Below are 24,413 nucleotides of genomic sequence, written 5' to 3' on the forward strand. Positions count from 1 at the left end.
GGAGAAGCGACCGATGCCGGCTGCCCACCTTCCCATCATCCCCTACTCCCTCACCCGCGAGGGCGTCGTGATGACGCCCTCGGGGGGTCCGATGGAGGCCGAGGGGGTCCTCAACCCAGCGATCGTCCTCGACCCGGAGGACGGGCTGGTCCTTCTGCCGCGGCTGGTCGCCGCCCACAACATCTCGCGCATCGGCCGGGCCCGGCTGGTCGTCACCGACGGGATCCCCACCGGGGTCGAGCGCCAGGGCATCGCCCTGAGCGCGGACCGCGGTTGGGAGCACGGCACCCGCCACGGCGGGGTCGAGGACCCGCGCAACACCTGGGTGGAGGCGCTGCGGCTCAACGTCTTGTCCTACGTCGCCTTCGGACCGACAGGCCCGCGCCCCGCGCTCGCGGTCTCCCGGGACGGGCGCTCGTGGAGGCGCCTGGGGCCCGTGCTCTTCGGGTACGAGGACGACCTGAACACCGATCTCAACCTCTTCCCCAACAAAGATGTGGTGATCCTGCCCGAGCCGGTGAGGGGACCGGATGGACGCGCGTCGATCGCCATGCTGCACCGACCGATGTGGGATCTCTCGTTCGTCCGGCCTCATGACCGGCCGCCCATGCCGATGGGGCTCGCCGACGAGCGTCCCGGGATCTGGATCTCGTACGCGCCCCTGGACGAGGTCCGGCGCGACATCCGCACCCTCGTCCGGATGTCCGGACACCGCTCGGTGGCCTTGCCGAGGTACCCCTGGGAGGAGTCGAAGATCGGAGCCGGGCCCGCTCCGGTGCGCACCGAGGAGGGGTGGCTGCTCATCCACCACGGCGTGGCCGGAGAGATCAGGGGATCCGCCTTCACCCCCCAGAAGTCGGTCCGCTATGCGGCAGGCGCGATGGTCCTGGACGGGGACGACCCCTCGACGGTCCTGGCCCGCACCTCGGAGCCCCTGCTCGAGCCCGAGGTCGCCGAGGAGACCACCGGCATCGTCTCCAATGTCGTCTTCCCCACGGCGATCGCCGCCATCGACGGCGTGGACCACGTGTTCTACGGCATGGCGGACACGGCGATCGGGGTGGCCAGGCTGGACCGGGTGCCGTGACGGCACCCCGGACGGCCGGTGGAGAAGAGAGGAAAGGATGGCGGCACCGTGCTCAGACTGACCGGAGTCCCGCAGTACTACGACTGGGGTTCGCCCTCGGTGATCCCCGAGTTCCTGGGACGCGAGCGGCAGGACCGCCCGCTGGCCGAGCTGTGGTTCGGCGCGCACCCGCATGGGTCCTCGCCCTCCGTCACCGTCGGCGGCGGGGGGACCGACGCGCCGCTCCCGCTCGGAGACCGCGTCGACGGGGACCCGGAGGCGATCCTGGGCACCCGGGTCGCCCGGTCCTCGCGCGGGCGGTTCCCGTTCCTCGTCAAGCTGCTCGCGGCGAGGCGCGGCCTGTCGATCCAGGCGCATCCCACGCGCGAGCAGGTCGCGCAGGCGAGCGCCCAGAGGCACGCGCACCCCTACCCGGACCAGGATGCCAAGCCCGAGGCGCTGCTCGCCCTCGCGCCCGTGCGAGCGCTCGCCGGGACGCGCACCCGTGACGAGGTGATCGGAGACCTCTCGCGCCTCCCCTCGCTGTCGCCGGTCCGCCTGCGCATGGAGCGCATCAAGGATGAGACGCTGGCCCTGCACGTCGGCCTGCGCATGGTCCTCACGCTGGAGGCGGACCTCGCCGCCCACGCTCTGGGGGAGCTCGCCGCGCAGGAGCCGCCGGCCACCGGCGACGAGGACGCCCGGTCCGGCGGCCCGCTCGGGTCGCCGGCCATCGCCCGGCGGCTGCTGAGCGACTTCCCCGGCGACCGCGGGGTGATCGCCTCCCTGTTCCTCCGACCCGTCTCGGTCGAGGCCGGACAGGCGCTGTGCCTGAGGCCGGGAGTCGTCCACGCCTACCTGGAGGGTTTCGGCATCGAGGTGATGGCGAACTCGGACAACGTCGTGCGGGCAGGGCTGACGGGCAAGGCCGTGGACGTCGACGAGTTCCTCCGCATCGCAGCATTGGAACCGGCGGGATCGCCGGTCGTCGACCTGGTGCCCCGCTGGCCGGCCCCGGGGGTCTGCCGGATGTCGCTTCCGATGGACGTCGGGGACTTCGCGGTGGAGATCCTGGACCTGCGCGCGTATGACGAGGTCGGAGTCGGCGTGCCCGACGGGCCGATGCTCGTCCTCGACGTCGAGGGGCTGACGAGGGCGAGAGGCCGGGACGGGTGCGCGTCGATCGGCCCGGGTGAGGCGGTCCTCGCCGGAGACGGCGAGCCCGTGGCGCTGTCGGGCGTCTCGCGCGTCGCCATCGTGACGGTCCCCTCGGCCTGACAGCCGCCCACCGGGCGGACGGCCCTACACTTCAGTGGTGTCCGACCTCGTCGAGACCCGCGCGTTGGGCGTGCGGGACCTGATCCGCCTGTGTGACGTCCTGCGCCCCTCCGAGGATCCGGCGCTCGCCTACGGGCGCGCGATCGGCCTGCTCAAGGGGATGACGGGCGCCAGGCTCGCTCCCACGTACCTGCTGGACTCCACGGAGTCCGAGCTGATCCTCGTGGGCGACGGGGAACGCGCGCTGCTGCCGCCCGGCTTCGACTCGATGCCCGCCGCGATGCATGTGCGGTCGCCCTGGGTCAACGACGCCGAATGGCCCGTCTCCGCCCGCCCGCACGTGGGCTCACCTGCCTGGAACCTGCTGCCCGAGGACTTCCGGGCATGGTTCGGACCCTCGGGGATCGTGGTCTCCCTCCATGCGAACAGCCGGCACCTCGGTGCCGTGCTCCTGGCCTTCGACGGCGAACGGTCCCTCGACGCGCGCACGGCGGACTTCCTGGCGGGCGTCGGCCGGGTCTTCGGCCACTTCCTCGAGGCGCACCGCATCCGGGCGCGGGAACGCGAGCTGGGCTGCCTCGACGAGAGGCGGCGGCTGGGCGACGAGCTCCACGCCGATCTCTCCCAGGACGTGGCGGCCGTCGGGCTCGCCCTGGGAGCGCTGCGCCTCGACATCGGCGCCGGCGACCGGGAGGCGCTCGAGGAGGACGTCGCGCGCATGGGCGTCCTCGTCGACACCGTGCAGGGGGAGCTGCGCGGGCACATGCTGGGCCTGAGGCAGGAGGCCGACATCGCGGACTCCGGGCTGCTCGAGCAGGCCCGCCGGCACCTCGACCAGTTCACCTCGCGCACGGACATCCCGGTCACCCTGGAGGCCCACGGGCCGGACCGTTCCGTCCCGCTGGCGGTCGCCTCGCAGATGGCGCACGTCCTCCAGGAGGCCCTCAACAACGTCGCCGTGCACGCGCGCGCCCGCCAGGTCGGCGTCGTCCTCGACATCGCGAGCACGCGGGTCCGCATGGAGATCCGCGACGACGGATGCGGGTTCGACCCCGAACAGGTCACCGAGTCGAGGCTGGGACTCCTGATCATGCGCGAGCGGCTCGCCCAGATCGACGGCTCGCTCGACGTGTCGACCGCGGAGGGCGGAGGGACGGTCGTCCGCGCCGAGGCGCCGACGCATCCGGTGCCGATGCTGGGGGTGCGGTCATGACGGGCGGGACGCCCTCGTCCCCCGGGACGCCGCGACCGCCCAGGGTGGGCGCGGACGGGCTGCCGGACCCGCGGCCCGTGGAGCGGCCCGCCAGGGCGGCGACGGTCCTCATCGTCGACGACCACACGCTGTTCCGCCAGGGCCTCGAGTCGCTCATCGCACGGTGGGACGATTTCGAGGTCGTCGGCAGCGTCGGCTCGGGCCGGGAGGGTATCCGTGAGGCGCGCCGACTCGAACCGGACCTCATCCTCATGGACGTCCGCATGGAGGACGTCGACGGCATCGAGGCGACCCGCCGGATCTGCGCGCGGGACCGCCGCGTACGCGTCGTCATGCTGACCGTGTCGGGGCTGGGCGAGGACCTCTTCCAGGCGCTGCGCGTCGGGGCGTGGGGCTACTTGGGAAAGGACGAGCCGGCCGAACGGCTGCACGCGAATCTCCAGGGCGTCATGCGCGGGGAGACGGTCCTCTCCAGCGCCGCCGCGAACATGGCTCTGGGAGAACTCGGTCTGCGCTCCCCCCACGATCCCCGCCAGGCTCCTTCCGCGAACCTCACCTCACGCGAGAAGGACGTCCTCACGCTCCTCGTCGACGGGCTGTCCAACGAGGAGATCGCCGACGCCCTGCACGTCTCCGAGGCGACGGTCAAGAAGCACCTGGGCAGCGTGATGGTCAAACTCCACCTCAAGAACAGGGTCCAGGTCGCGGTGCGCGCCCTGCGCGACGGGATCGTCGACTGATCCGAGCGGCGCCTCCCCCGATGGGACCTCGGTCCCCGGCCAGGTAGACCTTCGGCTACTCCCAGGCTCCGAAGGGCGCTGGTGGCGCGACGTCGGGGCGCCGGACACTGGAGGCATCCAAGGGGACCGGCGCGGACCACGCGCCGGCCGGCCCCGCATTCACCCGTTCGGAGGAGACAGCTGCGCATGGACGTCGCCATCGTGTTCAAGTGGTCGCGCGACCCGCAGGACGCTGCGGTCCGGGCAGACGGCTCGGTCGACTGGAGGGGCGCGAAGAACACGCCCAGTGACGACGACGCGGCCGCGATCGCCGCGGCGACTGCCCTGGCCGCCGCCACCGGCGGTCAGGTCGTCGGCATCACCCTGGGGGACGGCGACCCGAGCTGGGCGCTCGCGCGCGGAGCGGCGCGGGTCGTGTCCGTGGCGGACGCGCCCGCCCTGCTCGACGACGCGTCGACCGCCGCCGCGCTGGCCGCCGCCGTCCGGCGCGCCGCCCCCGTCGACGTCGTCGTGATGGGAGACATGGCGGAGAACCCGGGCGTCGCCGGCACCCTCGCAGCCCTGCTCGGCGTCCCCGCCCTGCTGCACGTCGACAGCGTCGGGATCGCTGGGGAAGGCACACGCCGTCTGGAAGCCCGGCGCACCAACGGCAGCCGCGTCGAGACGCTCGCGGTCGACGCGCCCGCCCTCGTCGCCGTGGCGGCGGCCTCCGCGGAGAAGAGGACCCCCGGCATGAAGGAGCTGCTGGCCGCGCGCAAGCGCCCCGTCGAGAAGGTCCCCGCCGCTGACATCGCCGCTCCGGCCTCCGACCGGTTCGAGGAGGTGGCGTCGCGCCCGCCAGCCGGGCACACGGCCCGGATCTTCCAAGGGGATCCCGCCCAGGCCGCCACCGCCCTCGTCGCGGCTCTGCGCGCCGACGGCGTCCTGTGAGCGAACCCGACCACGACCTGGAGGAACGCAGACAATGAACACGATATGGATCCTCGTCGACGGGGACCGGCAGATCGGGGCCGCGCGGAAGGCGCTGGGCGACCTGGCGGACTCGGCGGCCGTGCTCGCCGTCGGCCCGCGCGATCTCGCGGAGACCGCCGCCCGGACGGGCGCGGAGACCCGCTGGGCCGATCCGGGCGACCTGCCCGTGGAGGCCCTGGCCTCCTCCGCCGCGGAGCTCGTGGCGCAGGAGGGGCCCCGGATCGTCGTCGCGGCGCCGACCAGCGGGGGGCGCGCCCTGCTCGGCGCGATCGCCGCGCGGCTGGGGGCCGGGACCGTCGACGGGGTCCTCGCCGTGAGGCCCCTCTCCGACGGGGGCGCCGAGATCGAACGGTCCGGCCTGTCGGGACGCGTCGTCGCCACCCTCCGTTCCGCGGCGCCGCTGTGCCTGTTCGTCGACCCCTCGGACGCGCCTGCCCCGGCTGCGGGACGCCCCGGCTCCCTGGACACCGCGGATCTCGCCGGCAACGGGATCGTCCGCGTGTCCGTCGAGGACGCGGCCGGAGCCGGGACCGGCGTCGCCGACGCCTCCCGGATCGTCTCGGTGGGGCGCGGGCTCAGGCAGCGCGACGACCTCGCCCTGGTCCGCGACCTCGCCTCCGCCCTGGACGCGGAGGTGGGATGCTCCATGCCCGTCGCCGACGACCTGGGGTGGCTGCCGAAGGAGGACTACATCGGGAGGTCGGGCCAGCACGTCTCCCCGCGCCTGTATATGGCGGTCGGGATCTCCGGGGCTCCTCAGCATCTGGAGGGCATCCGGGATGCCAGGACCGTCGTCGCCGTCAACTCCGATCCCGATGCGCCCATCTTCTCGCGCGCTGACTACGGGATCGTCGGAGACCTCTACGAGATCCTGCCCCGCCTGGGGGAACAGCTCGCGACCCGGTGACGCGCACCGATCCGGGCATCGGCACCCCGTCCGCCCCTCACCAGCCCGCGGCGTCGCCGCCGCAGAGAACGATCAAGGAGAACACCATCATGAGCGCAACAGACGCCACAGAGCTCGACGCCGACTACGACGTCGTCGTCATCGGGTCGGGCGCATCGGGCCTGTCCGCGGCGGTCGAGGCCGCCGGAAAGGGGCTGCGGGTCGCGGTCCTGGAGAAGATGGAGCACATCGGAGGGTCCTCGGCCTTCGCCGAGGGACACGCGGCCTTCGAGTCGGAGGAGCAGATCAGCCGCGGGATCGAGGTGACGAAGGACCAGGGCTTCAACACACTGATGGACTACAGCCACTGGCGCGCCGACCCGTCCATCGTCTCGCGCTTCGTCGACAACGCGGCCACGACGATCAGGAAGCTCAAGGACCTGGGCATCATCTACGAGGAGGTCATCGTCACCGCTCCCGACCAGCCGAATGAGCTCGTGACGTGGCACATCCCCGAGGGGGAGGTCGCCCACGTGCTCGACGTGCTGGAGGCGGAAGCCCGTCGGAGAGGGGTCGACGTCTTCCTGCAGACTCCGGCGAAACGCCTCCTCACCCGCGACGGGCGGATCGCGGGAGTCGAGGCGCAGGACGCCGACGGCCAGTCCGTTCGCCTGGGGGCGCGGGCCGTCGTCGTGGGCACCGGCGGGTACGCCGCCAACCCGGAGATGTTCAACACCTACGCGCGCAACCCCGTGGGCGAGCACCTCATCAACATCGGCAATCCGGGTAACACGGGCGACGGGCTCGCCATGATGTTCGAGGCCGGCGCCGTCCCCTTCGAGTCGATCGGAACGGCCCTGCTCAACCCGTTCGTCCGCGGCAAGACGCCGACCTCGAACACGGCCGTCGCAGGTTTCCAGCCCTACCTGTGGGTGGACAGGGACGGCCGCCGTTTCGTCAACGAGATCTGCGGCCTGGACTTCGGCAACGCCGGAGACGTCGTGGCCGGGCTCCCGGGCGCCTACTACTGGTCGATCATCGACGCCTCGCAGATCGAGCATCTGGTGGCCGACGGCAACGAGGTCGGCCTGGGGATCTACGTGCGCAACTACGAGAAGCTGACGAACCTGCCCACGGAGCTGGCCGCCGACGTCGACGGGGACTTCCCCGTCTTCCGAGCGGACACCATCGCGGAGCTGGCCTCCGCCATCGGCGTCGACGCGCAGGTCCTCACCGCCGAGGTCGACGAGTACAACAGGTACTGCCAGGACGGCAGGGACCCGCGCTTCCACAAGGATCCCGCCTATCTGCGCCCCCTCGTCCGCGCCCCCTACTACGCGATCAAGATGGAACCCGCCATCATGATCACCATGGGCGGCATCAAGATCGATGACCGCATGCGCTGCGTGGACGCGGCGGGAGAGGCGATCCCCGGTCTGTACTCGGTGGGCTGCGACGCGGGCGGCCTGTTCGGGGAGTCCTACTCCCTGCCCGTGCCTGGCACCGCCAACGGATTCGCCCTCACCTCGGGCTGGCTGGCGGCCGACGACATCGCCGAGAGGATCGCCCGATCCGCCCTCTGACGCACAGGTGCGGGGATGAAGGAGATTCCATGAGTGAGGACGCGGACGTCGACTTCGACGTCATCGTCGTCGGGGCCGGCGTCGCCGGGACCGTGTGCGCGCACCGTCTCGCCCGGCAGGGCCACGAGGTGCTGCTGATCGACCGCGGTGCGGAACTCGGCTCGAAGAACCTGTCGGGCGGGGTCTTCTACTGCCGGGTGATGGAGCAGGAGTTCCCCGGATTCGCCGAGGCCGCTCCCATCGAACGGAGGGTGACGCGCAACTGCGTGAGCTTCCTCAACGAGTCGTCGTTCGTCAACGTCGACTACTGGGACGAGCGACTCGCCCGGCCCGCGAACGCGGTGACAGTCCTGCGCGCCCGGCTGGACGCGTGGCTCGCCGAGCAGTGCGAGGCCGAGGGCGTCACCGTCATGCCCGGGTTCCGCGTCGACGGCCTCCTCACCGAGGACGGCGCCGTGGTCGGGATCCGCGCCGGCGACGAGGAGCTGCGCTGCCGCGTCGTCATCGCCGCGGACGGCGTGAACTCGTTCCTCGCCCGCTCCCTCGGCATGCGGGCGCCCGAGCCGCACGCGAACCTGGCCGTCGGCGTGAAGTCCGTGGTCTCCCTGCCCGCCTCCGTCATCGAGGAGCGGTTCCACCTGCGCGAGGGCGAGGGAGCGGCCTACGCGATCGTCGGCGACTGCACGCAAGGGGTGGCCGGGGGCGGGTTCCTCTACACGAACGAGGCGTCGCTCTCCCTGGGGGTGGTCCTGCGCCTCGATGACCTCATCGCCTCCGGGCTGTCCTCCTCCGACATCCACGACCGCTTCCTCGCGCACCCGGCCGTCGAGCCCCTCGTCCGCGGCGGGGAGCTGCTCGAGTACGGCTGCCACCTCACGATCGAGAACGGGCCGTCCATGGCCCGCGGGGAGCTGTCGCGCCCCGGCCTGCTCCTGATCGGGGACGCCGCCGGGCTCACCCTGAACACGGGGCTGACGATCCGGGGCATGGATCTGGCGGCGGGCTCGGCTCTGGCCGCCGCCACGGTCGTGGACAAGGCGTTGGGCGAGGACGATGTCTCGACCGCGTCGATGGCCCGCTATCGCGACGAGCTCGGGGCCGGATTCGTCGGGGAGGACCTGAGGACCTACGGGCGGGCGCCGGCGTTCATGGAGAACCCGCGGATGTACCGCTCCTACGGGCCGCTGCTCGCCGACGTGCTCCACGGGATGTTCGACCTGGACCTCACACCGCGCCGGCACCTCCTGTCCGTGGCCCGCGGAGCGCTCGCGGGATCCCCCGTCCGGTTGCGCGACCTCGTCCGCGACGGCATGTCGGCCCTGCGGGCCCTGTGAGAGGAGATCAGACACGTGAACATCCCCAGCGTCCCCGCCCGGCTGGCGGGCAACACCTACGACCTGGACGAGGACGAGTCGCACATCGGCATCGACCAAGAGGCGGCGCGCGCCAGCGGATGCGGCCCGCTCCTGGTCAGGATCTGCCCGGCCCACGTCTACTCGATGAACGACGACGGCTCGATCGGCATCGAGTACGCGGCGTGCCTCGAGTGCGGGACCTGTCTGGCCGTCGCTCCCGCCGGGGTCCTCACCTGGCACTACCCGCGGGGAGGCTTCGGCGTGTCCTTTCGGGAGGGGTGACCGTCAGTCCGCGGTCGGCGTCCACTCCTCCAGGAACACGCCGTCCCGCATGAGCGCGGCGCGGAGCCGATCGGTGTCGACCGCGCGGACGTCGATCCCCGACTGCGCGGCCTGGGCGGCGGCGACGCCGACGCCCTGACTGAAGCCCATGACGATCGGGGTCACCCTCACGGCGGCCAGCGCGTTCTGGGTGGCCGACAGGCAGCGTCCGGTCACGATCAGGTTCGAGATCTCGTTCGTGAGGCAGCTCCTGTAGGGGATCGAGTACCACGATCCCTCTGCGAGGCGCACGTAGTGCGTTCCTGCCCTCCCATCGGGATCGTGCAGGTCGATGGGATAGCCGCCCATGCCGATGGCGTCGGGGAACATCGTGTTGCGCACGAGGTCCTCCTCGGAGAGGACGTGGACGCCCACGATCTTGCGGGACTCGCGCACCCCGATGTTCGGCCCCGTGAACGCGACCTCGCAGTTGGCGAACCCGGGGACGCGTTTGCGCAGGAAGTCGACGGTCGCCAGGACCTGACGCCGTCCCACCGCCTCGGCGGCGGAGAGGTCGAAGGGATCGACCGGATTGAGGCCCGCGATCCGGGACATGTTGATCGTGTACTCACCGCGGGTGTTCCCCTCAAAAGCCAGGACCATCTCCCGTTCGTAGGGGAATTCTCCGGACTGGCGAGCCTCCCTCAGGATCGTGTAGGCGCCGGAGATCCCGGAGCGCTTCGAGATGGCGACCTTCTCACGGTCTCCCTGGTTGGTCTCCGTCGGATTCGCTTTCTGGAAGCGGTCGAGCTCCTCCGTGTCCACCCCGTAGACGCGGACGTTCATCGTCATCGGCTGGGTGGCGCCGTCCCCGGGCCTGCCGAGGAGAGTGGGCACTCCGAGTCCCGCCGCCAGCGCGGCGTCACCGGTCGCGTCCACGAACACGGAGGCGCGGATCCTCCACACGCCCGCCCGGGTCGCGACGTGGAGGGCGCTGATGCGACCTCCGTCCTGGTCCGCCCCGATGAACGCGGCGTGGAACAGGACGTCCACGCCCGCCCGCGCGGTGAGGTCGTCGAGGACGAGCTTGAGCCCCTCGGGGTCGAAGGGCGTGACGGAGGAGCAGAACCCCACAGGGTCCTCGATGTGCCCGGGCGACCAGCCGTTGCCGACCAGCTCCGTCACGATCTCCTCCGGGATTCCGCGCACCACCTGGGTGGGGCCCGCGTGGAAGGTCATCATCGGGCTGACGCCCATTCCGGTCAGGGAACCGCCCAGGAACCCGCGTTCCTCGACGATCAGCGTGCGCGCCCCCTGCCGGGCCGCCGCGACCGCGGCGACGGTGCCCGCGGGTCCGCCGCCGAGCACGACGACGTCCCAGCTCCTGTCGGGACCGGTCACCTCGAACGAGGCTCGTAAACGGTCCCGCTCTCCTTCCCAGGTCTGCCTGCCGTCTCCCATGTCCGTCACCCTTCCCGTTCGTTCCGATGATGTGTCCGTTCCAGGATCACGCTGGCGAACCCGTGCGCCGCCGCCTCCGCCACGCTCCGGGGCCTCAGTCGCCCGACGGGCCTTCCCGCGAGGGCGAACCTGGGGAGCGCGAACTCCGCGTACACGTCCGACTGGCCCGTGGCCTCGAGGTGGTGGAACAGCTCATGGGCGACGGTGACCGCCTCCGCCTCGTCGGCGGTGATGCGCAGGTGCCGGGCGTACTGGCCGATGGCGTCCGTGTAGAGCGTGATCATGTGGTCCTTCTCCGAGTAGTCGCCGAAGAACAGGACTCCCGCCGGGGCGGCGCGGCCGGATCTGCGGATCCCGGCGCCGAGGTCGCGCGCGGCGGCGGAGACGGCGCGCGCGCACGGACGCTCCGGAAGCAGATGGCCGCGGGCGGCTCCGTAGGCGAAGGCCCGTGCCGCGACCTCCTGCCGACCGAGGGGGCCCAGCCGCGCGCAGGCGGGGTCGGCCTCGACCTCCATCGCGGCGAGCGCCGGAGAGGGGGGAGGCAATGACTCCGGGAGTCCCGTCATCCTTCGTGTCCTCCCATTCAGTCGGCGTGGCCCGTCGCGATGACGGCCAGCTGCTCGTCCGGGGCCACCGAGGAGAGCTCGATGGCCGCCAGTCCCACCAGCTGGTCGAGGTCTTGCAGGCCGGAGAGGTCCACGACCCTGCTGCGCGCGAGCACGTAGGTGTTCGGCAGGGTGACACCGCCGTCGTTGTACTCGGTCATGTCCTCGACCAGCGTTCGCACGTCCTTCTGCCACTCCCGGCCCGTGGTCTGGACGACCTGGCCGCCCGCCTTCTGGAGGCGGATCACGCCGTGGTCGTCGGCGACTCTGATCGGATTGGACGACGTCTTGAACAGGCCGAAGATGGACTTCTTGGTGACCGTGCCGCGGACGACCCGCAGGCCCGCCGAGCGCGCCGTCTCGCGCACGTCCGACACGGGAATGTCCAGGTTCTCGGCGCATGCCCGGAGGATCTCGTCATCGGGGAGAGCGGCCTGGGACCGGTCCTTGGTGCGCATCTCGGTGGTGCCGATGGCGATGGCGCGGACGAGGTTCCTCTGCGTGTCCACCTCCACGCTCACCTCGATGGTGTCGGGGGAGGCCCCGGAGTTCTCCGCGCGCGTCCAGGCCTCGTTGCGGACCTGGACGATGTCGTCTGGCGAGGGGTTGACGATCGTGCGCTCGACGGAGTCGCGGACCATGGCCAGCGCCACTCCGATCGGCGAGATGACGGCGGCATTGCGGGCCAGGCGGTGGGAATGCCCCATCGTGGCCGCGAGGTGCGGGACCACGGTGGACGCCCCGCCCCCTCCGCCGATGAACACGGTGGTCCTCGGGTCCATCCGGTGGTCGGCCAGCAGCGCCTCCGCGACGGCCGAGTTCTTCCTGGCTGCCAGATCCAGGACCGCGCGGGCGGCGTCCTCGACGCTCATCCCCATCGCGGCGGCCAGCGGCGCCCAGGCGATGCGCGCCGCCTCGGCGCTGCCGGAGGCGTAGTCCTCCGGGCGGACGTAGCCCGCGATGTTCGCCGCCCCCGACAGGGTGAGCGCCCGCGTCACGCCGTCGGCCGAGCGCACGGCCGCGTAGGAGGGGTCGCCGTCCATCGGCTGGACCGTGATGAGCTCCGGGTTCCGGAGGGGGTCCGTGTAGACCTCGTAGTCCAGCCCGGCGATGTGCGCCGAGCGCGGGCCCACGGCCACGGGACGTCCCGCGGACATCTCGATCATGGATCCCCCGCCGACGCCGACGGTGCGGACATCCAGTGAGTTCAGGTAGGTGCGGTGGCCGCCGACCTGGGCGTAGGTCACCATCACCTTTCCGTCCTTGATGCAGCTGATGTCGGTGGATGTGCCTCCCACCTCGAAGAACAGCCCGTCCGTGACGCGCTCGTACATGAGGGCCCCGGCGACCCCGGCGGCGGGGCCGGAGAGGATCGTCAGGATGGGGCGGTGGCGGACCTCGTCGACGGTCATCACCCCGCCGTCGCAGCGCATGACCATGAGCTGGGAGCCGATGCCGACCCGCTCGATGGAGCGTTCCGTCATGTCGGCCGTCTCCAGCATCTTCGGCAGGATCGAGGCGTTGACCACGGCGGTGCGGGTGCGGATCTTGAGTCCGTAGAGCTTGGAGATCTCATTGGACGCGGTCGCGGGCACGCCGTGCTCCCGGGCGCGGTCCACCACGAGCGTCTCATTCGCGGTGTCGTCCACGCTGAAGGCCTCGGCCGCGACGACGGTGCGGGCGGTGCCCTGGTCGCAGAGTTCCGTGATCGCCTGGTCGATGGCCTGGCTCAGGTCCCCTTCCGAGGAGAGGTCGATGTACCGGTTCGTCGTGCGCAGGTACTTCCCGGGTGCGAGCTCGATGTCGCCCATCTGCGAGTCCGATCGGGCCTTCATGCCCTCCAGGCCCGATCCGAGCGTGACGATCCCGACCGGGGCCACGTCGCCCTCCAGGAGCGCGTTGGTGGCCTGCGTGGTGCCGTGGGCGATGAAGACGACGTCGTCGGGCGCGATCGAGGCCTTCTCCATCAGCTGGTGGAGGGCGATGACGATGCCGGCCGCCACGCCTTCCGCGGCGGTGTGGGTCGTCGGCACCTTCACGGAGTCGACCAGCTCGAATGTCGTGTCGTCCAGGGCGACCGCGTCGGTGAACGTCCCGCCGACATCGATCCCGATGCGTACCTTCATCTGTTGTCTCTCCTGAGTCGTGGATGGTGTCGATTCGTCCGGGCGGAGCGGGACGGGACGACGGCCCGCCCGCCGTCCGCGCCCGTCCGCCCGGGGGCGTCGTCAGAAGTAGACGACGCTCGTGAAGATCGTCCCGATGATGGCGATCCCCCAGAGATAGGGGAGCAGCATCCGGGTGATCGTGTTGACATCGACGTTGACGTAGTTGGCGACCCACACGTTCTGGGTGTTGGTCGGATCCCCGACGCTCTGGACGCGTTCGGCCGACAGGAACCCGCCCATGACGGCCTGGACGGGCAGGAGCCCCGTCCCGGCCATGAGCGCGGCGAGGCCGGAGCCCAAGCCGAAGAGGTTGAGCGGACCGCGGTAGAGGGCCAGGGGCGCCAGCACCGAGAAGAAGATCGCGAAGACGATGGCGTTCTTCGGCGTGATGACGGCGATGAGCGGGGTGAGCACGGTCTGGACCGAGGCATGGGTCACCGACATGTACAGCATGCCGATGCCGACCATGAGGATCACCGCCGGAGCCGCGTCCGTGATGCCGTCGTAGCAGGTCTTGGTCAGGGTGTTCATCGCCTTCTTGAAACTGACCTGCGTGAAGACCAGTATCCACAGGATCGCGACGATGAACGCGGAGATGATCGGGACGTCCAGGACGGCCACCAGGACGATCGGGATCAGCGGGGTGATCATGGCCAGGGGCGCCCGCCATCCGCTCAGCGTCGGTTTGGTCGGCGCCGCGGGGACGGAGAATCCGGCTCGGACGCCGTTCCTGCGGAACTGGAGCAGGATGAAGATCAGCGTCGCCACGGCGGTCACCACCGCCATGACGATCTCAAAGTTGCGGATCACGGAGGTGTCCAGGCCGAAGATCGACTGGAACACCTGCCAGTTGGCGATGTTGAAGCACAGCCCGGTGGAGAACGCGAGCAGGAAGATGGATCCCGCAACGGCTCCGGGGATGCCGATCGAGATGAAGATCGGCAGGACGATCGAGCCGACCATGATCACGGAGCCCAGTCCCGACAGGACCGTGAAGAGGAGCGCGGTCACCACCGACAGGAGCAGGACGGCGACGAGCGGGCGGTCGCCCCCGAGCTCCGCTGACTTCTTGATGAGGGTCTCGGTGACCCCGGTGCGGTTGAGGAGCTGTCCCAGCCATGCGCCGAAGATGACGGCGCAGTAGGCGGAGGCCATCCTGACGGCTCCCTGCTCGATGACCAGGTTGAGGAACCCCGCAGCGTTCCCGTCGGCATCGGTGGAGATGGGGGGCACGCCGGCGATGACGGCGATCAGGACCGCCAGGAGCGGGAGGGCGAGGAGCGTCGGGATCTTCCGGGCGATCATCAGGGCGGCGATCACCAGGAAGGCGATGATGATGAGGATTGCTTGCCACATGGTCTTCTCTTCCGGTCAGGGAGTCAGAGGGAGTCGATCGAGGTTCGGAATGCGGCCGTGGCGGCGCCCACGGCATGGGGATCGGTGGAGCTGTCCATCACCACGGCGCCGATCATGACGGCGTTGAATCCCACTGATCGCAGGGCCCAGACCTCGTCGGGACTGATCGCGCGCTGGGTGGGGACCAGCGTCGGCTTGCCGCAGCCGTCGATGATGGCGCGGTACCGCAGGAGGTCGGTCGCGCGAAGGGGGCTGCCGTAGGTCGAGCCCGGCATGACGGACACCTCCACGACGTCGACGGCGTCCCATGTCCGGATCCCGCGCAGATCGGCGGGGGTGTAGTCGTCGTGGATGGCCACCATCCGGGTGACGCTCGACGGCCTCAACGCGAACGGGGGCAGGTCGTCCGCGTAGGCCGAGAAGAAGCCCAGGCCCATGTCGGCGAGTTCGTCGAACTCATGTGGGCTGACGAAGGCCTCGCTCGCGCCGGGCACCAGGCCGACCGGGCGCGGTCCCGCCAGGTCGATGAGGGCCTCCAGGAAGGGGCGTTGCTCGGAGAAGGCGCCGAAGGTGTGGCCGCTGGCGCGGTGCCAGACGTTCGCGTGGACCTTGATGGCGTCCGCGCCGTTGTCCAGTGCCGCGCGGGCCATGTCGAGGTCGTTCGAGGGCAGGGAGACGACGAGAGCCAGTTTCGGTCCCGTCAGGAGCTCCAAGAATGCGCTCATGTTCTTTCTTTCTGTTGTGTGGGTGTGCCCGCCCTAGGCCGCGACGAGTGTCTGGGCCAGGATCTGGCGGGCCAGGGCTCTCAGGCGGTCGACCTGCGAGGGTTCCGAGATCGTCGCCAGGCGCGGTCGTTCACGCGGAAGCGGCAGCTGGTCCCACAGGTCGCGGAGTGCGCGCCTCATCGGGGCGGCGTTCCAGATGTCGGATCGCACGACGACAGCCCGGACGGGGAAGAGGACCAGCAGGGCGTAGATGGCGGTGAGCAGGCCGTGCGCGGCGGGATCCGCCTCCGTGCCCTCGGAGGGGAGGATCGGGCGAAGCTGCAGGGTCTGCTGGGAGAAGAACGGGGAGATGTCGAAGCTGTCCGATCCGAGGACGCTCATCACCTTGCCGCCGACGGTGACGGAGGCGCTCATCGAGGGTTCCTGGATGACCAGGTAGTCGGATCGGGCATCCGGGGCGAGCGCGGAGGCGAGTTCCTCGTCGGCGCGCGGGACGAGGTTCCCGAAGTTCTCGACCACCGTCGGCACCTGGAGCTCCAGCTCCAGCAGGTCCTTGAGATGGATCGCGTCGGAGGAGACCGTCGTCGAGTACATGACGGACAGGTCGGTCTCGTTGATGTCGTCCTGCAGTGACAGCCCGATCCCGAGCAGGCGTCGGGATCCGGCGGATCCCCTCAGATGCGAGAGCGCGAGGGTGTGGAAGGCGTCGCCGTCGGGGAGGTAGTCGCAGAGGGTCTCCATGGACGTCATGGCCATCCGGAGGTCGAAGTGGGTCGCGGTGACGCCCGAGCGCATGATCTGGAAGACGACGATCTCCCCGAACTCGGGGTCGAGCCCCAGGAGGAGCTTGGGCCGTCCCCGAGTGGCCTCGAAGTCGCCCGTCTCCACGACGGCGCCCTCGGCGATGAGCTCGGCGGTGATGCTCGAGACGGTCGCCGCGCTGAGCCCGGTCAAGGCCGCGATGTCGGTGCGGGCCACCGTGGGCTCCCGGAGGAAGACGCGGATGACCGCCTCGCGGTTGCTGGCTCGCACGTCATTGGTCCTGGCCATTGAGACCCTCCATCGAGATCTTCATTCGACTGCCAAAAGAAGAACGGACTGAAGCTATCCCCGGTTCGGGGAACGTGTCAAGGAGGGGTCCCGCTCCTTGGCCGGCTGAGTGCCGTGCGGCGGGTCGAGCGTCGCCGCCCGGCTCTCAGCGCAGGGTCAGCAGCAGCGCGTCGAGGACGCTGGAACGCGCCGCCAGGACGGCGACCGGCGTCCCGAACCGGCCGGCGCGCGGCCCGGAGAGCGTGATCGCGGAGAGCTCCTCACCGGCGTCCATCAGCGGGGCGAGCACAGCGGCGTGCGCACGGTCGACGGAGCCGAGCAGAGCCTCGCCCGGTTCCGCGGAGCACACGTCGATGGCGTCGGGGAAATCGGGATCGGCGGGCTCGCGGCGGAGGACGACGGGAGCCGGTGGATGGAGCGCGGCCGCCTCGATGGCGGGCTCGTGCAGGCTCAGGCCGCGCGGCCGGAACACGTGGAGGCCCAGGCCCTGCAGTGCCGCCGACTCCGGGTCGATGAGCGCGCGGCCTGCGGCGCCGCCCTCGTCGAGGAGGGCCAGGACGAGCTGCCCCCGTTCGCGGCGCAGCCCGACGTTGGGCATCCCGTCGACGACGCGCAGGCGCCGGGCCTCCGCGGCGGGGGAGAGGTACTCGGACCGGGGGATCGACGCGTAGTCGGGATCGGGGGAGAAGGGGACGGATCCCCGTGCGCTCCCCGCGGTGGACGAGGGCGGCGCCGCCGCACGGGACCGACGTCCGAACACGCCGCGCAGGTCCGTGTCGTCGCGCCAGGGCTCCTCGACGACATCGCGGCGCCGCGAGAGCACGACGACCATGATGACGACGGCAACGGCAACGGCCACGGCGAGCCAACCCATGGGCCGATGGTACGTGATGGGGCGGGCGGGGCGTCCGCGGCGTCTCGGACCGCCCCGCCCGCCGTCCTCACCCGAGGTCCGGGTACAGGGCCGGGGTCGTTCGCGCGTCGATCGACTGCTCGAGCGAGTAGGCGAGCCCGAGGAGCGTCGGCTCGTCGAAGGCCCGGCCGAGGAACTCCAGGTTGACGCCCGCGCCGGGGATCGTGCCGTCGGACTCGACGGCCTGCCCCATCGGGACGGTGACGGCCGGCATCCCGGTGTTCGGACTCAGCCGGAGGTTGGTGCCTTGGGTCGAGTACGGGTTGCCGCTCGGGTAGACGAGGGCGTCCAGATCCGCGTCGTCCAGCATCTGCGTGACGAGCAGCCGGCCCTGGGCGAGTGCCCGCGTGTGCGTCCCATCAGGCCCGGCCCAGGCCTGGTACTGGTCCTCCGTGACGGCGGCGCGCTGGACGTAGACCGATTCCCGGGAGGTGACGAACCGGCCGGACGCGAGGATCTGGTCGATGGTGCGGGCCTGGACCTGGTCGGAGAGGTGTGTCGCCGCATAGCCGGCCAGATCGTGGCGGAACTCGGCGGTCGACCCGGACGGCTCCGCCAGGACGCTCTGGAATCCCTGGGGCAGGGCGCCGTCGGCCCAGGCGGTCGGCGGGGCGACCTCGACGACGGTCGCGCCCGCGGCCTCCAGAGCGGACCGTGTCTGCTCCCACAGGCGCACAGTGGTCGGATTCGAGCCGATCATCGAGGCCACGTATCCGATGCGGGCGCCCTTGAGGGCGTCCGCATCCAGCGACGACGTGTACGACTCGGGGACCCGTCCCTCCTGCGCCGCGGTGGCGGCATCGGCCTCGTCGATCCCCACGACGGCGTCCAGGGCCAAGGCGGCGTCGGTCACGGAGCGGGCGATCGGTCCGCCGGTGTCCTGGGACAGGGCCAGGGGCACGATCCCGTCGCGGCTGGTCAGCCCCACGGTGGGGCGGATCCCGACGAGCTGGTTGTACGACGACGGGACGCGGATCGACCCGCCCGTGTCCGTGCCGAAGCCGACGCCCGCGAGGTTGGCCGCGACGGCCGCCCCGGTGCCCCCGCTCGACCCGCCGGCCGACTGCGCGGTCGCATATGGGCTCGCGACCAACAGGGTCGACCCGGCCTCCTGGAAGGCGGAGAACTCGGAGACGAACCCGTAGGCGAACTCGTCGAGGCTGGCCTTGGCGAGGATGACGGCGCCCGCCTCGCGCAGGCCGGACACCATGGCCGCGTCCGTCTCCGTCTCGTTCTGGTCCCAGCAGCCGCATCCTGCGGTGGTGGGCATGTCGGCGGTGTCGTAGTTGTCCTTGAGGATCGTGGGCACGCCGAGCAGCATCGAGGTCATCCCGTGCTCGGCGCGCGTGCGGTCGGCGGCCGCGGCCGCGTCGAGGGCGGCGGCGCTGGTGGAGATCACGGCGTTGAGCGGACGGCCGTCCTCCGCGGGATCGACGTCCGTGCGGTCGTAGGCGGCGATGCGGTCCAGGTACTCCGTCGTCAGATCCACGGAGGTGAGCACGCCCGCGTTCATGGCGGCCTGCATGTCGACGACCGAGGCCTCCACGATGTCGAAGGGCCCGTCGTCGTAGATGATCCGCCGCGAGACCTCCGAGAGGTCGGCGAGGGTGATCGTCGCATCGCCGTCCGCGTCCGCCGCCGACACCTCGGTCCAGGCGGGGTCGGAGGAGGTGGCGCCCATGTGGTCGGACACGACTTGGAGGTCGTCGGCGGTGACCTGCCGGTCGCCGGTGACGTCGAGATCGGTGTAATAGGGGGCGAGCATGGCGACGCCCCCGGAACCGGCGGAGGCGCCGGGGAGGGGGGAGGCCCCCGCCGCGGCCGCGGAGCAGACGGTCAGGGCCAGGGCGGCTGCGGTCGCGCACGCGACGCCGGCCGGCCCGGTACGGAGGGCGCGCGCGGGGGCGGTCTTCGAGGACATGGTGGCGTTCCTTCCCGATGGGCGAGGGCGGCGCGTGCGGGCCGCGGCGGCGAGGTCGGGTGTTCTCATCGGAGCGGCCCCCTTCGGGAGGAGGCGCGGGCCGCGACGGCGCCCGCGCCGAGGGCGGCCGTCGCCGCGGCCGTCAGGACGACCGCGATCGCCGGGGAGCCGGTGTCCGCCAACGGGCCGCTGTCCGCGCGGCCGGCGTCATCCGGGCGGTCCGGGGCGGGGGACGCCGCCGAGGAGGAGTCCGGCGAGGGCGTCGGCGAGGGGGATCCGCCGCCTCCCTGTGCGGCGGCGATCGTGATCGCGGCGGTATCGAGGTCCCGCAGGTCGACCGCCTCCCCCTGGGAGTCGATGGCGGTCATCGAGACCAGGGCGAGGGAGGCGGCTCCGGCGGAGGAGGCGGTGAGGGACATCGTTGCCAGGTCCTGGTCGCCGGACAGCCCGGGGGAGGTCCCCAGTCGCGTTCCGCGGATCACCAGAGCCCCGTCGGCGGCTTCGGCCTCGGTGTCGGCGAAGCCGCCGGCGGGGGTGGATGTCGACGACTCGTCGACGCTGAGCAGGCCGGGATCGTAGGCGAGGGTGATCTCGTAGCTGTAGAGGTCTTCGAGCCCCTCTGCGGAGACGGCGACGGAGAACTCCTCGCCGACCGTCGCCGTGTCCGGGGCGTCGACGGCGATGGAGCCGATGACGGGATCGGCCAGGGCCGGCGCGGCGGGGAGCAGCCAGACGGCGGCTGCGGCGGCAGCCGCCAGGAGGCGCGGGACGGCGCGGCGAGGGCTCGTGCTGGGGAGGGGGTGGGGGGAGGTCCCCGAGAAGCGGGGCGCGGGAGGTCGTGCGGGACGCGCGGTGCGCATGCGGGAGGGCTTTCTGTGAAGAGGGGATCTTGGTGATCACATGACTGAGTTATTGCTGTCATGTGACTTGAAGATCATCTAGAAATTGCCAAGATCTCGTCAAATCCGTCTCATGGATGATCAGCGCACCCGCCCCTTCCCTCTTTCGGCAACCATCCGCCACCGGCTACGCTGGGTGCGACTGGGCGGTGGACGCCGAGTCGTGCCTCAGCGAGAGGAACCCGATGATCGAGGTCACCGCGATGACCAAGCGCTACGGCGCGAAGACCGCCGTGGACGATGTCAGCTTCACCGTCCAGCCGGGGAAGGTCACCGGGTTCCTCGGCCCCAACGGCGCGGGCAAGTCCACGACGATGCGCGTCATCATGGGCCTGGACGCCCCGACCTCGGGACGCGCCCTCATCCACGGCCGCCCCTATGCGGACCTTCCCGCCCCCCTGACCACCGTCGGCGCGCTCCTGGACGCCAAGGGCGTCCACAAAGGCCGCACGGCGCTCAACCACCTGCGCGCCCTGGCCGCCACGCACGGGATCCCGCGCTCCCGGGTCGACGAGGTCATCGGGCTGACCGGGCTGGAGCCGGTGGCCGACAAACGCGTCGGGGGCTTCTCGCTGGGCATGGGCCAGCGCCTCGGCATCGCGGCCGCGCTGCTGGGGGATCCCGAGATCCTCATCCTGGACGAGCCCGTCAACGGCCTCGACCCCGAGGGGGTCGTGTGGGTCCGCAACCTGGCGCGATCCTTCGCCCGGGAGGGGCGCACCGTGTTCCTCTCCAGCCACCTCATGAGCGAGGTCGCCCAGACCGCCGACCACGTCGTGGTCATCGGCCGGGGCCGCATCATCGCGGATGCGCCCCTGGACGACATCCTCAGCGGCGCCACCCGCAGGGGCGTCCGGGTTCGCAGCCCCCGGATGGGCGAGCTCGCGGACGTCCTCGCCCATCGGGGATGGGAGGTGGCCCCTCTGCCGGACGGGGCCGCCCAGGTGATGGGCGCCACCAGCGAGGAGGTGGGCGAGGCCGCGGCTCGCGATGGATTCGTCCTGTACGAGCTCACACCCCAGGGATCGACCCTGGAGGAGGCGTACATGGAGCTCACGCACGAGGCGACGGAGTACCGCACGGCGCTCCAGGGGGAGCGGCTGCCTGCGGGGCAGGGCGAGGCCGGGGCGCTTCCGTCGCACGCCGCCGACCATCGACGACCCGGTTCCCAACCGGCCGGCGCCCAGGAAGGGGACGCGCGATGACCGCACCGACCGACCCGCAGCAGTCCCGGGCCTCCCGGACCCGCCAGCGCGCCCCGCGCTACCGTCTGACGTTCCCGGGCGTGGTGCGCAGCGAGTGGATCAAGACCGTGGGCCTGCGCTCCACATGGTGGACGCTCGGCGTGGCCGTCGTGGTCATGGTGGCCTTCGCCGCACTCGTCGCCGTGTCGCTGTCGATGGCCGGCGACGACCAGGGCCTCTCCATCGGGAGCTTCCGGATGGAGGCGATCACGGTGGGCCTGAGCTTCGCGCAGCTCGCCGTGGCCGTGCTGGGCGCCCTCGTCGTCACGGGGGAGTTCTCCACCGGGTCGGTGCGCTCCACCTTCGCCGCCGTCCCGGGCCGTACCTCCGTCCTGCTGGCCAAGGCCGTCGTGCTCACGGCGCTCGTCGCGGTGACGGGACTGATCTCCACGGCGCTGGCCTACGCGGTGGGCATCCCCTCCTTCGCGGGGACCTCCTACAGCTTCGACGCGTCGGACGCGACGACCTGGCGCATCCTCCTGGGAGTGACCCTGTACCTGGTGACCCTGGGGCTGTTCTCCCTGGGTGTCGGCGCGATCATGCGGAACTCGACGGGAGCGATCTTCACGCTGGTCGCGATCCTCTTCGTCCTGCCGATGATCGTCTCGATCGCGGGGGCCTTCCAGGCCACCGAATGGATCGCGACTGCGGGAGAGTACCTGCCCGCCGCGGCGGGCGGGCAGCTGCTGGCGGCCACCACCGCTCCCGACGCGCTCACCCCGTGGCAGGGATACGGGGTGCTCGCCGCGTGGACCACGGCCGCCCTCGTGGCGGGCATCGGGATGACGAAGCGGCGCGACGCCTGAGCGCGGCGCTGGGCTCGGCCCCGCGGGCGCCCTCCTGCCGGCCGGCCGCGCGAGGGTTGACAGGCGGACGGTCTCCCCGTTGGCGCGGCGGGCGCGCTAGGCCTGAAGGCATGAGAACACAACGCCACATCCCCAGGTGGTCAGATTTCGAGCCGCTGCTGCGCGCCCGCCCCCTGGACCTCGACGGCACCCACCGGCGCCTGTCCCGGGCCTACGACGTGGGCGATCTCCGCGCCATCGCCCGCCGGCGGACCCCTCGGTCGATCTTCGACTACGTGGATGGCGCCGCCGAACGCGAGATCTCGATCCGTCGCGCCCGCCGGGTGCTCGGCGGCATCGAGTTCCACCCCTCGGTGCTGCACGACGTCAGCGAGGTGGACACCGCGACGACCCTGTTCGGCCATGAGGTCGGGCTGCCCTACGTCTTCTCCCCCACCGGGTTCACCCGGATGATGCATCACGAGGGCGAACTCGCGGTCGCCCGGTCCGCGCAGCGCTTCGGCGTGCCCTACACCCTGTCGACCATGGGGACCGAGTCACCCGAGGCCGTGGCCGAGGCCGCGCCCGAGGGGCACAACTGGTTCGGCTTCTACGTCTGGAAGGACCGCGCGGCCAGTGAGGAGATCCTCCAGCGCGTGAGCGCGGCCGGGTATGAGGTCCTCGTCATCACCGTCGACGTGCCGGTGGCGGGAGCGCGTCTGCGGGACAACCGAAACGGGTTCTCCATCCCGCCGTCGCTGTCGCTGAGGACCTTCGCCGACGGGGCGATGCACCCGAATTGGTGGGTGAACTTCCTGACCACCGAGCCCCTGAGATTCGCGACCTTCAGCTCGTGGGACTCCACGATCGAGGAGCTCGCCAACCACATGTTCGACAACACCGTCGGCATCGACGACCTGCGCACCGTCCGCGAGATGTGGAAGGGCCCCCTCGTGGTCAAGGGCATCCAGACCCTCGACGACGCGCGGCGTGTGGCCGACGCCGGGGCCGACGGCGTCGTCCTGTCCAACCACGGTGGACGCCAGCTGGATCGCGCGGTCGTGCCGATCCAGCTGCTGCCCCGGGTCGTGGAGGCGCTTCCGGGCCTGTCCGTGTTCGTCGACACGGGATTCTCCTCCGGCGCGGACATCGTCGCCGCGCTGGCGCTGGGGGCGAGATCGGTGTTCCTGGGACGGGCGTACCTCTACGGGCTGATGGCTGGCGGGGAGCGCGGCGTCGACCGTCTCAATGAGATCCTCTCCTCCGAGATCGCGCGGACGCTGCGCCTGCTGGGCGTGCATTCCGTGCGGGACCTCACCCCGGAGATGGTCAGCCTGCCGTGACGGCGCCCGCCAGGGCGTGGACCAGTGCGGAGTCGAAGGCCGGAAGGTCGCGTGGGGAACGGCTGGTGATCAGGGAGCCGTCGACGACGACCTCCTGGTCCACCCAGCGGGCCCCGGCGTTCGTCAGGTCGGTGGCGATGCGGCGTGTGGACGTCAGCGTGCGCCCGGGCACGATGCCGGCCTCGATGAGCAGCCACGGACCGTGGCAGATGGCGGCGATGGTCTTGCCGGCGGACGCGAAGGCCTGCGTGAAGGCGATGGCGAGTGGATTCGTGCGCAGCTTGTCGGCGTTGAGCGTCCCCCCGGGCAGGACCAGGGCGATGTAGTCCTCCGGGTCGGCCTGGTCCAGGGTGACGTCGACGGGGAAGTCGTCGCCGCGGTCCCAGTCCCCGATGAGAGCCGTGATGGTCCCCGGCTCCTCTGAGACCAGGACGGGCGTGAAGCCGGCGTCGCGGACTGCGGCCCAGGGCTCGGTGAGCTCCGGCTGCTCGACGCCCCGCTTGAGCAGGAACGCCACCTTCGCTGGGGTCGTGTCGGTCATGGTGGGGACCTCCTGGGTCGGTGCGGGTGGTGCGGCCCGTTGGCGCGG

At 71.3% G+C, this 24,413-nt stretch carries 22 protein-coding genes; 12 read left to right on the forward strand and 10 right to left on the reverse strand.

The window, feature by feature from the left end:
- The first annotated feature begins 13 nt into the window (after positions 1 to 13).
- From ACFQWG_RS11440 to ACFQWG_RS11480, 9 genes are all read left to right on the forward strand, one after another.
- Positions 14 to 1,087, forward strand: coding sequence for a glycoside hydrolase family 130 protein (locus ACFQWG_RS11440; protein WP_380975426.1), 1,074 nt, complete (start codon positions 14 to 16; stop codon positions 1,085 to 1,087).
- 48 nt (positions 1,088 to 1,135) lie between these two features.
- Positions 1,136 to 2,344 carry a mannose-6-phosphate isomerase, class I gene (gene manA, locus ACFQWG_RS11445; protein WP_380975428.1) on the forward strand — a complete coding sequence of 403 codons (1,209 nt, stop codon included), beginning with the start codon at positions 1,136 to 1,138 and terminating at the stop codon, positions 2,342 to 2,344.
- 37 nt (positions 2,345 to 2,381) lie between these two features.
- Positions 2,382 to 3,557 (forward strand): sensor histidine kinase, encoded by a 1,176-nt coding sequence (locus tag ACFQWG_RS11450; RefSeq protein WP_380975430.1) that lies wholly within the window; start codon positions 2,382 to 2,384, stop codon positions 3,555 to 3,557.
- Positions 3,554 to 4,297 (forward strand): response regulator, encoded by a 744-nt coding sequence (locus ACFQWG_RS11455; RefSeq protein ID WP_380975432.1) that lies wholly within the window; start codon positions 3,554 to 3,556, stop codon positions 4,295 to 4,297. The genes ACFQWG_RS11450 and ACFQWG_RS11455 overlap by 4 nt, the downstream gene beginning before the upstream one ends.
- 186 nt (positions 4,298 to 4,483) lie before the next feature.
- Complete coding sequence (locus ACFQWG_RS11460) at positions 4,484 to 5,227, forward strand: hypothetical protein (RefSeq protein WP_380975434.1); 744 nt, start codon at positions 4,484 to 4,486, stop codon at positions 5,225 to 5,227.
- A gap of 34 nt (positions 5,228 to 5,261) precedes the next feature.
- Positions 5,262 to 6,176 (forward strand): electron transfer flavoprotein subunit alpha/FixB family protein, encoded by a 915-nt coding sequence (locus ACFQWG_RS11465; RefSeq protein ID WP_380975436.1) that lies wholly within the window; start codon positions 5,262 to 5,264, stop codon positions 6,174 to 6,176.
- Positions 6,173 to 7,738 carry an FAD-dependent oxidoreductase gene (locus ACFQWG_RS11470; protein ID WP_380975438.1) on the forward strand — a complete coding sequence of 522 codons (1,566 nt, stop codon included), beginning with the start codon at positions 6,173 to 6,175 and terminating at the stop codon, positions 7,736 to 7,738. The genes ACFQWG_RS11465 and ACFQWG_RS11470 overlap by 4 nt, the downstream gene beginning before the upstream one ends.
- A 29-nt stretch (positions 7,739 to 7,767) precedes the next feature.
- The gene (locus tag ACFQWG_RS11475; protein WP_380975440.1) at positions 7,768 to 9,072 is read left to right on the forward strand and encodes an FAD-dependent oxidoreductase; all 1,305 of its coding nucleotides are present in this window, start codon (positions 7,768 to 7,770) and stop codon (positions 9,070 to 9,072) included.
- A gap of 15 nt (positions 9,073 to 9,087) precedes the next feature.
- The gene (locus ACFQWG_RS11480) at positions 9,088 to 9,375 is read left to right on the forward strand and encodes a ferredoxin family protein (RefSeq protein WP_380975442.1); all 288 of its coding nucleotides are present in this window, start codon (positions 9,088 to 9,090) and stop codon (positions 9,373 to 9,375) included.
- Between the two features lie 3 nt (positions 9,376 to 9,378).
- Here ACFQWG_RS11480 and ACFQWG_RS11485 read toward each other — a convergent pair whose 3' ends face one another.
- The 9 genes from ACFQWG_RS11485 to ACFQWG_RS11525 all read right to left on the reverse strand — a co-directional run bounded on the left by ACFQWG_RS11485 (position 9,379) and on the right by ACFQWG_RS11525 (position 20,413).
- A complete protein-coding gene (locus tag ACFQWG_RS11485; RefSeq protein ID WP_380975444.1) occupies positions 9,379 to 10,815 on the reverse strand; it encodes an FAD-dependent oxidoreductase in 1,437 nt (478 codons plus the stop codon).
- Between the two features lie 5 nt (positions 10,816 to 10,820).
- Positions 10,821 to 11,381 carry a hypothetical protein gene (locus ACFQWG_RS11490; protein WP_380975446.1) on the reverse strand — a complete coding sequence of 187 codons (561 nt, stop codon included), beginning with the start codon at positions 11,379 to 11,381 and terminating at the stop codon, positions 10,821 to 10,823.
- 17 nt (positions 11,382 to 11,398) lie between these two features.
- Positions 11,399 to 13,546: a hydantoinase/oxoprolinase family protein gene (locus ACFQWG_RS11495; protein ID WP_380975448.1), complete on the reverse strand. Its 2,148-nt coding sequence runs from the start codon at positions 13,544 to 13,546 to the stop codon at positions 11,399 to 11,401.
- A gap of 102 nt (positions 13,547 to 13,648) precedes the next feature.
- Positions 13,649 to 14,944 carry a C4-dicarboxylate ABC transporter gene (locus ACFQWG_RS11500; protein ID WP_380975451.1) on the reverse strand — a complete coding sequence of 432 codons (1,296 nt, stop codon included), beginning with the start codon at positions 14,942 to 14,944 and terminating at the stop codon, positions 13,649 to 13,651.
- A gap of 23 nt (positions 14,945 to 14,967) precedes the next feature.
- Positions 14,968 to 15,669, reverse strand: coding sequence for a hypothetical protein (locus ACFQWG_RS11505; RefSeq protein WP_380975453.1), 702 nt, complete (start codon positions 15,667 to 15,669; stop codon positions 14,968 to 14,970).
- Positions 15,670 to 15,702: 33 nt separating this feature from the next.
- Positions 15,703 to 16,719, reverse strand: coding sequence for a hypothetical protein (locus ACFQWG_RS11510; RefSeq protein ID WP_380975455.1), 1,017 nt, complete (start codon positions 16,717 to 16,719; stop codon positions 15,703 to 15,705).
- 145 nt (positions 16,720 to 16,864) lie between these two features.
- Complete coding sequence (locus tag ACFQWG_RS11515) at positions 16,865 to 17,593, reverse strand: HIRAN domain-containing protein (RefSeq protein ID WP_380975457.1); 729 nt, start codon at positions 17,591 to 17,593, stop codon at positions 16,865 to 16,867.
- 67 nt (positions 17,594 to 17,660) lie between these two features.
- A complete protein-coding gene (locus ACFQWG_RS11520; RefSeq protein ID WP_380975459.1) occupies positions 17,661 to 19,553 on the reverse strand; it encodes an amidase family protein in 1,893 nt (630 codons plus the stop codon).
- Between the two features lie 65 nt (positions 19,554 to 19,618).
- Positions 19,619 to 20,413 carry a cohesin domain-containing protein gene (locus ACFQWG_RS11525; protein WP_380975461.1) on the reverse strand — a complete coding sequence of 265 codons (795 nt, stop codon included), beginning with the start codon at positions 20,411 to 20,413 and terminating at the stop codon, positions 19,619 to 19,621.
- Between the two features lie 224 nt (positions 20,414 to 20,637).
- Between ACFQWG_RS11525 and ACFQWG_RS11530 the strand changes: the two genes are divergently transcribed.
- The 3 genes from ACFQWG_RS11530 to ACFQWG_RS11540 all read left to right on the forward strand — a co-directional run bounded on the left by ACFQWG_RS11530 (position 20,638) and on the right by ACFQWG_RS11540 (position 23,824).
- Positions 20,638 to 21,657, forward strand: coding sequence for an ABC transporter ATP-binding protein (locus ACFQWG_RS11530; protein WP_380975463.1), 1,020 nt, complete (start codon positions 20,638 to 20,640; stop codon positions 21,655 to 21,657).
- Positions 21,654 to 22,502, forward strand: a complete 849-nt coding sequence (locus ACFQWG_RS11535) for a hypothetical protein (protein WP_380975465.1) — start codon at positions 21,654 to 21,656, stop codon at positions 22,500 to 22,502. The genes ACFQWG_RS11530 and ACFQWG_RS11535 overlap by 4 nt, the downstream gene beginning before the upstream one ends.
- A gap of 110 nt (positions 22,503 to 22,612) precedes the next feature.
- Positions 22,613 to 23,824: an alpha-hydroxy acid oxidase gene (locus ACFQWG_RS11540; RefSeq protein ID WP_380975467.1), complete on the forward strand. Its 1,212-nt coding sequence runs from the start codon at positions 22,613 to 22,615 to the stop codon at positions 23,822 to 23,824.
- Here the strand turns inward: ACFQWG_RS11540 and ACFQWG_RS11545 are convergent.
- Positions 23,811 to 24,365, reverse strand: coding sequence for a type 1 glutamine amidotransferase domain-containing protein (locus ACFQWG_RS11545; RefSeq protein ID WP_380975469.1), 555 nt, complete (start codon positions 24,363 to 24,365; stop codon positions 23,811 to 23,813). The genes ACFQWG_RS11540 and ACFQWG_RS11545 overlap by 14 nt on opposite strands.
- Positions 24,366 to 24,413 lie beyond the last annotated feature (48 nt).

It is taken from the genome of Schaalia naturae, from assembly GCF_042665795.1.
GTDB lineage: Bacteria > Actinomycetota > Actinomycetes > Actinomycetales > Actinomycetaceae > Pauljensenia > Pauljensenia naturae.

Excerpts from the sequence above, each read along its gene's own strand:
- ACFQWG_RS11440 (WP_380975426.1), top strand. The coding sequence starts at position 14 with ATGCCGGCTGCCCACCTTCCCATCATCCCCTACTCCCTCACCCGCGAG.
- ACFQWG_RS11455 (WP_380975432.1), top strand. The coding sequence starts at position 3,554 with ATGACGGGCGGGACGCCCTCGTCCCCCGGGACGCCGCGACCGCCCAGG.
- ACFQWG_RS11460 (WP_380975434.1), top strand. The coding sequence starts at position 4,484 with ATGGACGTCGCCATCGTGTTCAAGTGGTCGCGCGACCCGCAGGACGCT.
- ACFQWG_RS11465 (WP_380975436.1), top strand. The coding sequence starts at position 5,262 with ATGAACACGATATGGATCCTCGTCGACGGGGACCGGCAGATCGGGGCC.
- ACFQWG_RS11475 (WP_380975440.1), top strand. The coding sequence starts at position 7,768 with ATGAGTGAGGACGCGGACGTCGACTTCGACGTCATCGTCGTCGGGGCC.
- ACFQWG_RS11485 (WP_380975444.1), bottom strand. The coding sequence starts at position 10,815 with ATGGGAGACGGCAGGCAGACCTGGGAAGGAGAGCGGGACCGTTTACGA.
- ACFQWG_RS11490 (WP_380975446.1), bottom strand. The coding sequence starts at position 11,381 with ATGACGGGACTCCCGGAGTCATTGCCTCCCCCCTCTCCGGCGCTCGCC.
- ACFQWG_RS11495 (WP_380975448.1), bottom strand. The coding sequence starts at position 13,546 with ATGAAGGTACGCATCGGGATCGATGTCGGCGGGACGTTCACCGACGCG.
- ACFQWG_RS11500 (WP_380975451.1), bottom strand. The coding sequence starts at position 14,944 with ATGTGGCAAGCAATCCTCATCATCATCGCCTTCCTGGTGATCGCCGCC.
- ACFQWG_RS11505 (WP_380975453.1), bottom strand. The coding sequence starts at position 15,669 with ATGAGCGCATTCTTGGAGCTCCTGACGGGACCGAAACTGGCTCTCGTC.
- ACFQWG_RS11510 (WP_380975455.1), bottom strand. The coding sequence starts at position 16,719 with ATGGCCAGGACCAATGACGTGCGAGCCAGCAACCGCGAGGCGGTCATC.
- ACFQWG_RS11515 (WP_380975457.1), bottom strand. The coding sequence starts at position 17,593 with ATGGGTTGGCTCGCCGTGGCCGTTGCCGTTGCCGTCGTCATCATGGTC.
- ACFQWG_RS11520 (WP_380975459.1), bottom strand. The coding sequence starts at position 19,553 with ATGTCCTCGAAGACCGCCCCCGCGCGCGCCCTCCGTACCGGGCCGGCC.
- ACFQWG_RS11525 (WP_380975461.1), bottom strand. The coding sequence starts at position 20,413 with ATGCGCACCGCGCGTCCCGCACGACCTCCCGCGCCCCGCTTCTCGGGG.
- ACFQWG_RS11530 (WP_380975463.1), top strand. The coding sequence starts at position 20,638 with ATGATCGAGGTCACCGCGATGACCAAGCGCTACGGCGCGAAGACCGCC.
- ACFQWG_RS11535 (WP_380975465.1), top strand. The coding sequence starts at position 21,654 with ATGACCGCACCGACCGACCCGCAGCAGTCCCGGGCCTCCCGGACCCGC.
- ACFQWG_RS11540 (WP_380975467.1), top strand. The coding sequence starts at position 22,613 with ATGAGAACACAACGCCACATCCCCAGGTGGTCAGATTTCGAGCCGCTG.
- ACFQWG_RS11545 (WP_380975469.1), bottom strand. The coding sequence starts at position 24,365 with ATGACCGACACGACCCCAGCGAAGGTGGCGTTCCTGCTCAAGCGGGGC.